Annotated in this window: 11 protein-coding genes; 7 read left to right on the top strand and 4 right to left on the bottom strand. The window is 48.9% G+C overall.

Going from position 1 to position 12,006, the window contains the following annotated elements:
• Positions 1–12: 12 nt before the first annotated feature.
• A complete protein-coding gene (locus tag B147_RS0100055) occupies positions 13–999 on the bottom strand; it encodes a thiamine pyrophosphate-dependent dehydrogenase E1 component subunit alpha (RefSeq protein WP_020585213.1) in 987 nt (328 codons plus the stop codon).
• Between the two features lie 572 nt (positions 1,000–1,571).
• Here B147_RS0100055 and B147_RS0100050 point away from each other — a divergent pair.
• On the top strand, positions 1,572–1,958 hold the full coding sequence (locus B147_RS0100050) for a cache domain-containing protein (RefSeq protein ID WP_020585212.1): 387 nt from the start codon (positions 1,572–1,574) through the stop codon (positions 1,956–1,958).
• Positions 1,959–2,067: 109 nt separating this feature from the next.
• Here the strand turns inward: B147_RS0100050 and B147_RS0100045 are convergent, their stop codons facing one another.
• Together B147_RS0100045 and B147_RS0100040 are read right to left on the bottom strand one after the other, a co-directional pair.
• Positions 2,068–2,388, bottom strand: a complete 321-nt coding sequence (locus B147_RS0100045) for a hypothetical protein (RefSeq protein ID WP_020585211.1) — start codon at positions 2,386–2,388, stop codon at positions 2,068–2,070.
• Positions 2,389–2,393: 5 nt separating this feature from the next.
• A complete protein-coding gene (locus B147_RS0100040; protein ID WP_026259448.1) occupies positions 2,394–2,837 on the bottom strand; it encodes an iron-sulfur cluster assembly scaffold protein in 444 nt (147 codons plus the stop codon).
• Between the two features lie 269 nt (positions 2,838–3,106).
• Here B147_RS0100040 and B147_RS0100035 point away from each other — a divergent pair, with 269 nt between their 5' ends.
• The 4 genes from B147_RS0100035 (at position 3,107) to B147_RS0100020 (ending at position 8,037) form a co-directional block, all read left to right on the top strand.
• Positions 3,107–3,946: a motility protein A gene (locus B147_RS0100035; RefSeq protein WP_020585209.1), complete on the top strand. Its 840-nt coding sequence runs from the start codon at positions 3,107–3,109 to the stop codon at positions 3,944–3,946.
• 5 nt (positions 3,947–3,951) lie between these two features.
• On the top strand, positions 3,952–4,707 hold the full coding sequence (locus B147_RS0100030; RefSeq protein WP_020585208.1) for an OmpA/MotB family protein: 756 nt from the start codon (positions 3,952–3,954) through the stop codon (positions 4,705–4,707).
• A gap of 97 nt (positions 4,708–4,804) precedes the next feature.
• Positions 4,805–6,223 (top strand): MFS transporter, encoded by a 1,419-nt coding sequence (locus B147_RS0100025; protein WP_020585207.1) that lies wholly within the window; start codon positions 4,805–4,807, stop codon positions 6,221–6,223.
• Positions 6,223–8,037, top strand: coding sequence for a YgiQ family radical SAM protein (locus tag B147_RS0100020; protein ID WP_033396622.1), 1,815 nt, complete (start codon positions 6,223–6,225; stop codon positions 8,035–8,037). The genes B147_RS0100025 and B147_RS0100020 overlap by 1 nt, the downstream gene beginning before the upstream one ends.
• Before the next feature lie 28 nt (positions 8,038–8,065).
• Here the strand turns inward: B147_RS0100020 and B147_RS0100015 are convergent, their stop codons facing one another.
• The gene (locus tag B147_RS0100015) at positions 8,066–9,397 is read right to left on the bottom strand and encodes a CDP-alcohol phosphatidyltransferase family protein (protein WP_020585205.1); all 1,332 of its coding nucleotides are present in this window, start codon (positions 9,395–9,397) and stop codon (positions 8,066–8,068) included.
• Between the two features lie 272 nt (positions 9,398–9,669).
• Between B147_RS0100015 and B147_RS0100010 the strand changes: the two genes are divergently transcribed.
• Complete coding sequence (locus B147_RS0100010) at positions 9,670–10,947, top strand: cation diffusion facilitator family transporter (RefSeq protein ID WP_020585204.1); 1,278 nt, start codon at positions 9,670–9,672, stop codon at positions 10,945–10,947.
• Complete coding sequence (locus B147_RS0100005; protein WP_020585203.1) at positions 10,947–11,588, top strand: class I SAM-dependent methyltransferase; 642 nt, start codon at positions 10,947–10,949, stop codon at positions 11,586–11,588. Before B147_RS0100010 ends, B147_RS0100005 begins: the two co-directional genes overlap by 1 nt.
• Positions 11,589–12,006 lie beyond the last annotated feature (418 nt).

Here is a 12,006-nt window from a genome sequence, read left to right as displayed (position 1 = left end):
GCAAAACTCCTTTCAGTTATTGAATGCCTGGACGAATACATCTGTCAGGGCTGTGTCGGATTCAGGATAGGGGCCTGCATCTGCAAAGGCCACAGCCGCTGCCACCCGCGCTTCGGTGTCTTGTTCGATCTTTTGAATTTGGGCTTTATCCAGAATACCGGCATTGAGAAGCGCCTGGCGATACCGTATTATTGGGCACTTGAGGGCCCAGACTTCCAGCTCCTGCCGATTCACATAATGCTGGTGGTCATGTTCGCCATGTCCGCGCATGCGGTAGGTCAGGGTTTCCATAAAAGCCGGGCCCTTTCCTGAGCGGCAGTGTTCGAGCAATGCAAGGCTCAGATTGTATACCGCTTCCACGTCATTGCCGTCCACACTCCGGCCGGGCATATCATATCCTTGGGCCCGCTTGTGGATTTGACATACGGCGGAATGCTCCTCAGGCCGCTGAGCACCGGCCCACCCGTTGTTTTCACAGACAAACAGAATCGGCAGTTTCCAGATGCCGGACAAATTCATTGCCTCGTGTACGCTCCCTTCAGCCGCTGCGCCGTCACCGAAGAACACCACGGTCACGCCGTTCAGCCCTTGATATTGCTGGGCAAAAGCAGCTCCGACGGCTAAAGGGGGTCCTGCGCCAACCACAGTGGAGGTCATCAGGGCATTGATCTCAGGCACGGATAGATGCAGGGTGCCGGCCTTGCCGTGGTTGACACCGTCTGCTTTGGCCATGATTTCGGCCATCAACGAATTTAAATCGGCGCCTCTGGCCAACAGGTGGCCGTGGCTGCGGTGATTGCTGACAATGATATCCTCCGAATCGAGGGCTGATACGACGCCCGTGGCCACCGCTTCCTGGCCGTTGGCCAAAATCTGCATGCCCGGCAGTTGGTATTGTTCCCGGCACAAGGCCACAATTTTTTCCTCGAACTTTCGGATCAAAATCATGTGGGTGAAAAGACGGACTTGAAAGTCTGCAGATATTTGTTTTTCTTTCATGGACACCCCTTCTTTCTCCGAAGAGAACATCTGAATTGGGTTAAATATTTTTGAGACAGGCTGAACCCAAAATATAATTAAGACATTTGAAGAATATCCTGACTGCCGTCCGGATAGCAAGAAAGAATTTGATACTAAATTCTGATTTATGCAGGGCGTAAGGCACCTAATCAGGCTTGATGACAAAATCCAAAAAATGGTTTACTAAGACCGGGGACTTGTGTTACACGAATCTGTAGCCAATGTACTCAGTAATGAGGCATAAATTTTTTTCAGCAATCCTACATTGAATATCACTCAAATGTTGGGCGATATTCAAATTCTAATCAGAAAAGACGTTAGTCCCGGTGCTTAACAGCACTGCAGCAAAGGCTATTCACTTTACAGCAGCTCTTTGTTGGTTCCAATTCGTTGGTTCCAATTAGACTTAAAGAGGCAAATGGTGGTTTCGCCATCCTTTGCCGCAACCTGGCCGCAAAAGAAAGAAAGGAGAAGGGCACAAGCGCTTTTTTTGTCAAAAGTTGTATCGTTAGCAACAATTTTCTTAAAATTTTAACGAAAAAGGAACGGTTATGAAAAAAGCTTTGACGATTTGTTTGGCAATGGTGATCGGAATCTGCCTGTCTACTGTAGCTATGGCGGCGGACGAAGGCGCAATCAAGGGAAACGTGGACGGAATCGCAGCCGGTATTGACGGCGGTAAAGCACCTACCGATTACAAGCCGGGCGATTACGACCCTTATGTGTTCATCATGGAAAAAGGCGGAACAATGGTGGTCCATCCCAGCAAGCAGGGGCAAAGCCTAAACACCGACGAATTCAAGCCAGTATACGACGCGCTTGTCCAGTCCACGCCCGATGGGGTATGGGTGGAATATAAGTGGGCCGGAGCAGAGAAAAAAACTTATGTCCGGACTACCGAAGGCGGATTAATCGTGGGAAGCGGCTACACGAAATAAAACACAGTTAAAAGCGGCCAGGTTTTACTGACAAAAAAAGCCAGGCGCGGGTCGAATACGACCCGCGCTTTTTTTGCGGTCGCCCTTCCAAGTAAAAACAAAAAAGAGGTCAGGTAGATCGTGGGTCCAAGGACATGGATAGAAAGCAAAAATCAAGACCAAGCACCAGACGGGAGAAAGGTTTAAGCATATCATCGGGCAGGTCAAGGGGCATAAGGTAGGCAGGATCGTTTTCTAAAAATTTACGGGCCAGATCAATACGCCTGCGCAATTCACCGAAATCATTTTTTGACAAAAAACCGGTCAAGGCCTCAATCTTCTCTTCTGTTTCCTGATCCGGAGATTTCAGACATTGCCGGATCAGGTGTTCCAGCTTCAGGCGGGCCGCCGTCTGGATGCAATGGCGGCTCAGATCAAGGCGGATTTCCATAAAAATTAACCGTTTTTCACCATGGTGCCCATGTAGTTGTCCAAAGCGGCCTGGATGGTGCGGGCGGCCAGGGTGGTGCAGTGAAGATCGTCTTCCGGAAGCCGGCCAATGGCGGCAAGAACGTCGTCTGCCGTGATATCGGTCAACTCCTCCGGGGTTTTGCCCAGGGTCAACTCCGCGGCAAAGGAACCGCTGACCATGGAAGAAGCGCACCCGTCCGTAAAATAGGACGCATCAGCCACCTGGTTGTCTTTAAATTTAAGATATATTTCCATGGTGTCCCCGCACTCTCCGGTTACCCGGGCCCATCCATCGGGGTTTTCCATCCGGCCGTTGTGCTTGGGGTTTCTCCAGCGGTTAAAGCCCCTTTCACCCAGGGCCTGTTTTGCCTCATCAAATATTTCCTCCTGGAGCTTGTCCAGAAATGCGTCAAGATTGCTCACGGTCATATCCTTTCTGCTTAAATTCCGGTCAGCACCGGATATCCTTATTTTACACGGGCACAGTTTGCCATAAACCGACAAGGTTGTCACCTTATTAGCCCTATTCTTTCCGGGTTGGCCTGAAAGCGTGCCTGCATAGACGGGAAAATTCTTCCCTGTCCCTCTGCACAAAAGAAGCTAACACCCTTTAAATAAAGCAGAATTTTCAAAGGTACGGTTTATGCTTTAATATAACCGTGTAGTCTGTTTTCTTACCACTTAAAAGGGAGAAACCCATGCTCCAGAAAATACTTCCGGCCGCAGGTATTATCGTGTTTATACTGCTGTCAGGAACCGTATCCGAACTATCATCCATTGTATTGAACATCAAAAGCAACTTGATTATCCTTACCGGGGCATTTGTCTGCTCCTTGGTATCGTACCCTTTTCGTTTGTTTTCAGATCTTTTCGTCAATATCCGCAAAGCCTTCTCCGGGGAGAAGACCGATCTGAACGCGCTCATAAAACAGATTGAAGTGCTGGCCGCAATCCGGCGGCGGGACGGAAAACTTGTACTGGATGAAAAATCCAAAAATATTGACAATCCATTTTTGAAAATGGGCATTGAAATGGTTGCGGACGGGTTTGACAGATATACGATTTTTAAGACCCTTGAGCGCAGATACGATAATTTCCTCCAGGCCAGGCGTTCCCAGGCAGACCTGATCAATACTTTTATCAAGCTGATGCCGGTATTTGGTTTTGTGGGCACCATCATCGGCCTGATCAATGTGTTGAGCAATATGGGATCTGCAGAATTGATCGGAAAAGGCGTGGCCACAGCTCTGTTAACCACTTTTTACGGTCTGCTGTATGCCAATGTTATTTTTCTTCCCATTTCAAAAAAGCTGGCGCAAAAAACGAAACACGACGCCATGGAATTGGCATTGATCATTGAAGGTATTCTGGATATTGCGGACAAAACAAATGCCAAGGCCATTGGGTATCGCTTAAGATATTGCATTGGCGATTATTTACAGGATGACTGGACCGTGAGCCAAAAATCCCAGGCACGACCCATGAGACTGCCCCGGCTTCAACCCGCCCCCGAAAAACAGGAACCCATGGCAGGGTGATATCCATGAGAACCCAGGAAAACCTCATATCTGAGCTTGAAATCTCGGAATTAAAGCGGCTTCGCCTGAAACGCCAAAGCCTTCTGGAGGGGTGTGAACCCGAAGATTCCAGTCTGTGGGCGATGCTGGATATCATGACCCTGATCCTGGCTTTTTTTATCATGCTCTACAGCAACCAGGCACATATGCCACAGAAGTTGAAAATTGAGCATATTCCCACTGAGCTGCACCAGCCCGTTGCGACAGTTAAAACACCGGCCAAACCAGTGAAAAAAGTTCAAGAATCCGAGTTGGATCTCCTCAACATTGAAGACCGGCTGCACCAGGTCATGGAAAAATCCAATATTTCAAATTATTCCGTTAAAGTTGCAAAAAACAGACTTGTTCTGACCCTGGGCGAAAACATCAGCTTCCCTTCCGGCCAAGCCAGATTACTGGACTACATCAAGCCTGCATTAAAGGATTTGGCCTCATTTTTCATAACAGAACCCGAATATAGAATCATTGTTGCCGGCCATACGGACAATACGCCCATTCATACGGCCCGGTTCCCCTCCAACTGGGAGTTGTCCGCGGCAAGGGCCATGAGCGTTGCCGGATTCTTGATTGACTGCCGAGTGGCCCCAGAACGAATCAATATCGAAGGATTCGGCCAGTACCTGCCCATTGGGGACAACACGCATTTCCTGGGCAGGGAAGCCAACCGGCGTGTGGAAATATCCCTGGTCAAAAAAGAGGAGCAATCGGAAGGTTCTTTGTAATTCATATCTCCTTGACTTCCTGGACCCGTTTCTTATATTGACGGATCAATACTTGATAAATCAATAATGATGATTGACAGTGCCAGGAGGGGGAGACATGAAAAGCCGAAATAACAAGCCCCAGCCCAGAACTTCCACCGGCCACACCATATTTATTGTCTCTGCAGTCCAGTTTCTGGCACCATTCATGATGTCTGCGGTCGGCGTGGCGCTGCCCACCATTGGCCGGTTTTATGGTGCGAGTGCAGTTTCTCTGGCCCTGGTGGAAATGGTCTATATGCTGGCCATCACCCTGTTTCTTCTTCCCGTCGGCCGATTGGCAGACATCACTGGAAGAAAAAAAATATTTGTGTCAGGTGTGGCCTTATTTGCACTTGCCACGATCCTGCTACCCTTTTCCCCGTCCATTGATATTTTCATTGCCGTCCGGTTTTTGCAGGGGATCGGCGTGTCGTGTACGGTCTCCACTTCCGTGGCCATTCTCTCTTCTGTGGTGCCCCAGGAAAAACGAGGTAAAGCCATGGGCATCATTGTAGCCTGTGTCTACCTGGGACTTTCTGCAGGTCCCTCTCTGGCCGGACTCATGATCGCCTGGCTGGGCTGGCAATGGATTTTTTTTGCGTCTGTTCCCCTTGCCATGACAGCCCTGATTTTGACCCTGACCCAGCTTAAAGGGGAGTGGAAGGGCGCTGCAGGAGAATCCTTTGACTGGATGGGCAGCCTCATTTATATGGCCGCACTCGCCTGTCTGATCGTCGGGGTGTCCCACCTTGAAAGTGATGCCTGGGCATCGGATTTGATGACGGCAGGCATGGTTGGCATAGTCGGCTTTTTTATTTTTGAATACAGGCATCCCTTTCCTATCCTGGATATTCGCCTGCTGTTAAGCAACCGGGTTCTGGCCTTCAGCAACATTGCCACATGGATCAACTACGCCGCCTCATTCGGGCTTACATTTTTCTTTTCCTTATACCTGCAGGTGGTCAAAGGCATGTCGGCCCAGGCGACAGGCTTTGTGCTCGTTGCCCAACCGATAATTCAGGCGGTGCTTTCACCGTTATCCGGCACACTCTCAGACAAGTTCCCTCCATCCAAATTATCCACGGTGGGCATGACCATCTGCGCGGCAGGACTTGGGCTTGCAGCCTTTCTCGGCCAGGACACCCGCACCTGGCAGGTGTTGGTGGTGCTGGTGATCATGGGCTTGGGATTTGCCGCATTTTCCACACCCAACATGACCACGGTCATGGGGTCTGTGAGGTCAAGACATTACGGCATTGCATCCAGCCTTGTGGCCACCATGCGCAGCGTCGGCATGCTCACGGCCATGACCATCACCACCCTTTTATTAAGTATATTCATGGGTGATGCTGAAGTCAGCACTGCCACGGTCCCAGGATTTTTAAAAGCCATGCACACGGCCTTTATGATTTTTGCCCTGCTCAGCCTGGTGGGGATTATTTTCTCCATGGCCCGGTTAGAGCAGACACCGGGCCGGAACCTGAAACGCAGATGATGTTTTTACCCACCACCCGAAAAGAAATGGACGACAGGGGCATTGACCGGCTAGATGTAATCCTTGTCACCGGGGATACATACATTGACTCCCCATTCATGGGGGTCAGCCTCATCGGCCGGGTCCTGGAATCAAACGGATTTACCGTGGGCATCATTGCCCAGCCGGACACGGACAGTGGCCGGGACATCTCCCGTTTAGGCGAGCCCCGGCTCTTCTGGGGTATCACCGGCGGCGCCGTGGATTCCATGGTAGCCAATTACACGGCGTCAAAAAAACGACGCAAACAGGATGACTACACACCCGGTGGAGAAAACACCCGGCGGCCTGACCGGGCGGTCATTGTTTACACCAACCTTGTGCGGCGCTTTTTTAAACCCACCGTCCCCATTGTGTTAGGCGGCATTGAAGCAAGCCTTCGGCGCATTGCCCACTATGATTTCTGGTCCAATAAAATAAGACGTTCCATCCTGTTTGATGCCAAGGCAGATTATCTTTTGTTCGGCATGGCTCATCACAGTATCGTGGAACTTGCCCGGGTCCTGGCTAACAAGCTGGAAACGGACAACCGGTCGGCAACCATACCCGCAGATACACAAAACCCTGTTACACTGATTCCGGGCCTGGGCTATATCGCCAAAACGCCCAAGGGCATAGAACTGCCCGCCTATGAAGCGGTCGTCAAGGATAAGGACCTTTATATTCAAAGTTTTAAAACCTTTTACGATAATACGGACCCCATGCTTGCCCGCCCCCTAAGCCAGGCCCATGCAGACCGGTTTCTTGTCCTGAATCCGCCGGCACCTTTCAGTTCCACCCAAGAGATGGACGAAATTCACGATTTAAATTATCAGCGGGATGTTCACCCCTATTACCGGGCCTTGGGTCATGTCCGGGCGATGGACACCATCCGGTTTTCCATTCCCACCCATTACGGCTGCTACGGGGAGTGTAATTTCTGCGCTATCACAGTGCATCAGGGACGGACCGTCAGATGGCGCAGCAAAGATTCCATTATTGCCGAAGCAAAAAAAATGACCCGGGACAAGGATTTTAAAGGCTATATATTTGACCTGGGGGGTCCCACGGCCAACATGTACGGGTTTGAGTGTGAAAAAAAACTTGAAAAAGGCGCCTGTACCCACCGACGCTGTCTGTTCCCAACCCCATGCCCATCCCTCTCACCGGACCATGGCCCCCAGATGGATCTACTCAAAGGAATCAGCTGCCTGGCGGGTGTTAAAAAGGTATTTCTCAACTCCGGCATTCGCCATGACCTGATCCTCATGGACAAAAAAAAGGGCCAGGCATACTTAAAACAGGTAGTAGCCGACCATGTCTCCGGCCAGATGAAGCTGGCACCGGAACATTGTGCGCCCGGTGTGCTGGCGCTGATGGGAAAACCGGGCATGGACAGCCTTGTTGCGTTCAAGCACCGGTTTGACCGCATCTGCAACGCACTGAAGAAAAAACAATACCTGACCTATTACCTGATCGCCGCTCACCCCGGATGTTCCATAAAGGAGATGAATGAGCTGAAGGCATTTACCCAGAACGAACTTCACATCACACCGGAACAGGTCCAGATCTTTACCCCCACACCATCCACCTTTTCCACCCTGATGTATTACACCGGCATTGACCCCTTTGCCATGGTCCCTGTGTTTGTGGAAAAAGATCCCCGGGCAAAGGAGAAACAAAAACAGATCGTCACCCGGAAAGCAGGGCACCGGACCCAAGCCCCTTCCCGGCAGAACCGGAATCAGGGCAAATTTTCAAGGCAGGGAAAAAAGAACAGCCGCCGAAAGAAATAAAATGCCATCCATCTTTAAAAAAAACCGGTCATTCGGGCGATCCCGGGATATTTATCTTTTGCACCCAAATTCTGCCCGCAGTTAGGTAAAAAATCACTGACGCCAGGATAAGATACCCAAACATATGGATATCTTTAGTCTTCAGGATATAGGATAGAACCACTATGATGCCGGCAGAAATCAGAAAAAAAATGGGTTTGGGAATTTGTTTAAGAATCACCCGGCCCAAATGGGCAAACCGGATATTGCTGACCATCAAGGCTGTGGAAACAGCGGTAAAAAACCAGAGCAACGCAGGCCCGGTTATAAGGGATGCACCTAAAACAATCAGGGCACCGGCAGGACTTGGAAATCCGTTGAAAATGCCGGCAGGCAGGTCTGTGCGCCCCTTGTCCTTGGTAACAAACCGCACCAGACGGTAGGCCACACCTACCACATAAATCACGGCAAAAAACATGGCAAATGTGCCGCCTCTGACAATCACCATATAGGCCGGGGCCAGTCCGAAGCTGACAAAATCAGCTATATCGTCCAGCCAGGGACCGTACTTGGTGCCCCCGTGTTTGAGTGCCATGCGGCCGTCAAACAGGTCAAAAAGCTGGCCCATGATGATCACGCAAATGGCCCAGGCATAACAGTGATGATAGGTTAAAATCAGGCTGGTAACACCACACATGAAATTGAGCATAGACAGAATATCGGCATAAAGCCGGTTGGGAACAAACTTAAAAATCATGGATGCCGCAGAAAGAAGAATACAGGCCCCAAGCACCCCGTTACCAATGTTCAACATCCCGGGCATGGCATCTATCAGAGCGCACAGAATCACCAATGCAAAACAAATTATAGCCTTGATTTTCCCAAAGTTGTTGGCTGCCCCGGACACATTGAGCCAGGCCAGCATCCGGCGGGCAAAAAATTGCCCCACCAGTTCAATCGCCACAAGGATCCAGATCAGTTTAGGAGAAAGGATCGTCAGTCCGGTGGCAGAGTCAGCTGTATAGGCAAACCCGACCAGGGGAGGCAGATAGGTGAGTTTGTCGCACATGGGATCCAGCCACTCTCCCAACCGGGACACCAAATTGCACCCCCGGGCCACAACGCCGTCAATCCCGTCGAGAATCGCAGCGAATGTAAAAATAAAAATGCCCAAAGATTGGTAGGGAGAATAAAAATAAAAGAAGAATCCCAGGAAAGCAAAACCTGTACGCCAATAGCAGATGGCGTTGGGATGCATCAGCCACAAATGGGCGTCAACAAACTGCCTGACAGATGCCTTTTTCTTCAGGCTGTGGGAAAACCAGAAAAAAAACAGGGTGCCCAAAGCACCGGATGCCATGATTACCAGAATTCGTTCCATGATTCGGCCTTCATATCAGTTAAATAAAAAAATTGCTTGTGAGATATCATTGCGGTGCAATTTATCATCTTCACCCTATCCTGGGAATAAAAAATACGGTTCATTTCCAATTAAATCGACCAAAGTAACAACAGCACCAACCACGAATCCATCAGGACAGCGTGGCTTACTATTATGAATATCCCTAATTTTTACCTTTGGCTTTTGCGAAATATTAGTGGTATCATAATTTAACTGAATCGCCCGGGACATTGAGAGTTTAAGAATCCATCATGGACAAAACCACAGATACGCATCAGATATTCAAAATTGCAGGCCTGGCCTTTTTACTGAACCTGGTTCTGACGCTTATAAAGGTCCCCCTTGCCATTTTTACCGGCAGCTTAGCCATTACTGCCAGTGCCATCGATTCCGGGACAGATGCAGTGGCGTCGTTGGTCATTTATGGCGGCGTCAGGCTCTCTACCCGCAAAACCCGCTCCTTCCCCCTTGGGCTCTACAAACTGGAAAATGTTGCGTCCGTAGTCATTTCCCTTTTTATCTTTATTGCCGGATATGAAATCGTTAAACAGATCTTTTCTTCAACTGCCGACCTGCCGCAGATTACGCCGATTTCCATTGTCCTTTTGGCCGGCAGCAGCCTGTCAATATTCGGGTTTGGACAATATGCACTCCACGTCGGAAAAAAGACCCAATCTCCGGTACTGATTGCCGAAGGCCGACATCGTCAGGTGGATGTTTTGTCATCCATTGTGGTCCTTGTCTCTGTATTGTTCAGCTATTTTGACCTGCAGACCGACGTTATGGGAATCTCCATTGACCGGATTGGCGCCGCATTGATTCTTCTTTTCATTGCAAAAGCCGGATGGGAACTTTTGTCGGATGGTATGCGGGTTCTTCTGGATGCATCCATTGATTTTCCCACCCTCAACAAAATACGCAGTCTGATCCGTCAAGAACCTGCCGTGGATGAAATCAAATCCCTGATCGGGCGCAACGCCGGACGGTATCGGTTTATCCAGGCTGCCATCACCTTAAATGTCAGCAATCTTGAAGCGGCGCATAAAATCAGTGAAGCCATTGAAAACCGGATTATGACTCAGATTCCCAATATCGAAAAAATAACCATTCATTATGAACCAAAAGTTCGAATCCATGATATTCTAGCGTTGCCCCTGTCTGAGAAAAATGGTCATATCAGCTCCCATTTCGGAGAAGCCCCTTATTTTGCGATACTTTACCTTCACAGAGATAACCATACCATTGATGCAAAAAAAATCATGGGGAATCCGCACTGCACCGTTTCCACGGCAAAGGGGCTGCGTGTGGCAGAGTGGCTGGTTGATCAGAAAATTACCCATGTGGGAATCAAAGAGGATATTTCCCACAAAGGCCCGGGATATGTGCTGTCCGGTGCAGGGATAAAAATACTGCAGATTTCAGCCAAGACCCTGAGTGGCGCGGTGCGGGAAATAATAGATGCGGAAAAACAGGGACCCCACCCCATTGAAAATGGAAGGCCATTAAATCAGACTGAAAGGAGCCGGTAGTGTCAAATACACGAAAGGGCAGGCAAAAATATTATAATATTTTCTCTCATTTTTATGACCTGTTTATAAAAATACATTCCCATAATTATGGTGAAGAGACACGCAAATTTCTTGTGGATTCAGCCCGGTTGGCGAAAAAAAATCATCCCAGGGTATTGGATATATGTTGCGGGACCGGATCGGTCGCGCTTGCTTTTGCCCAAAAACATCCTGAAGTCCAATCAATCGGCTACGATTTTGCTATAGGAATGCTGCATAAGGCAAAAGAAAAGGATCGTTCCGGCCGGACACAGTTCATCAACGGCGACGCAGCCAGGTTATCATTTGCGGACAACAGCTTTGATGTTGTCTGTTGCTCCCATGCCTTATATGAGTTGAAAAATGAAGTGAGGACTGCGGCACTTTTAGAAATGAAGCGGGTGGTAAAACCGGATGGTTTGGTCCTGATTATGGAGCACGAAGTGCCGCGCAGACGGCTTATTAAATTTTTATTTTACATACGGATGCTGTCCATGGGACTAAAAGATGCCCAAGAGTTTGTACATCAGGGGATCATGCCGTTCAAAAAAATTTTTACACATGTCACTTTGTCCCATTCCCAATCAGGAAAAAGTAAATTAATCATTTGCAGTAAAACCTGATGTACGTCATTTGGACTTATTTTCGTTATGGGCTGAACCTGGCTGTTGACAGACCGGATCAGCCCATGGCTGTTTTATAAGAAAGTCTGGGTAAGTTACTCAGATCTTTCAAGCTTTGTTGTGGGCCGAAGCATAGGTGTAGATAGACCAAGGACGGCCCATGGCCGTTTATATGAAACACTCCCCTCAAAAAAGGGAATAGCGTTCCATTGGTTGTATGGCTTTTTGTTCCACAACACTTTTATTACCGTTACAAATTGAAGGTATCAAATCAATAAAGCTATCTCTTTCGGATAACAATTCAAGCACAGAAGACAACTTTTTAAATCATCAGCGGCGGTCGGTTTATACTATAAAAGTTTTATATACGTGGTACCTCTTCATGGAAGTCCAACAGTTCGTTGTGCAAAAAACCGAC

Origin of the sequence: Desulfobacter curvatus DSM 3379 (genome assembly GCF_000373985.1) — a bacterium.
In the GTDB taxonomy this organism is placed as follows: Bacteria; Desulfobacterota; Desulfobacteria; order Desulfobacterales; family Desulfobacteraceae; genus Desulfobacter; species Desulfobacter curvatus.
The sequence above is the reverse complement of the archived record's forward strand: the minus strand, read 5'-3'. Positions and strand labels throughout refer to the sequence as shown.

Bases quoted from the DNA above. Each gene is read 5' to 3' on its own strand.
- B147_RS0100050 (WP_020585212.1), top strand. From the start codon at position 1,572: ATGAAAAAAGCTTTGACGATTTGTTTGGCAATGGTGATCGGAATCTGC.
- B147_RS0100030 (WP_020585208.1), top strand. From the start codon at position 3,952: ATGAGAACCCAGGAAAACCTCATATCTGAGCTTGAAATCTCGGAATTA.
- B147_RS0100040 (WP_026259448.1), bottom strand. From the start codon at position 2,837: ATGACCGTGAGCAATCTTGACGCATTTCTGGACAAGCTCCAGGAGGAA.
- B147_RS0100055 (WP_020585213.1), bottom strand. From the start codon at position 999: ATGAAAGAAAAACAAATATCTGCAGACTTTCAAGTCCGTCTTTTCACC.
- B147_RS0100045 (WP_020585211.1), bottom strand. From the start codon at position 2,388: ATGGAAATCCGCCTTGATCTGAGCCGCCATTGCATCCAGACGGCGGCC.
- B147_RS0100010 (WP_020585204.1), top strand. From the start codon at position 9,670: ATGGACAAAACCACAGATACGCATCAGATATTCAAAATTGCAGGCCTG.
- B147_RS0100025 (WP_020585207.1), top strand. From the start codon at position 4,805: ATGAAAAGCCGAAATAACAAGCCCCAGCCCAGAACTTCCACCGGCCAC.
- B147_RS0100035 (WP_020585209.1), top strand. From the start codon at position 3,107: ATGCTCCAGAAAATACTTCCGGCCGCAGGTATTATCGTGTTTATACTG.
- B147_RS0100015 (WP_020585205.1), bottom strand. From the start codon at position 9,397: ATGGAACGAATTCTGGTAATCATGGCATCCGGTGCTTTGGGCACCCTG.
- B147_RS0100020 (WP_033396622.1), top strand. From the start codon at position 6,223: ATGTTTTTACCCACCACCCGAAAAGAAATGGACGACAGGGGCATTGAC.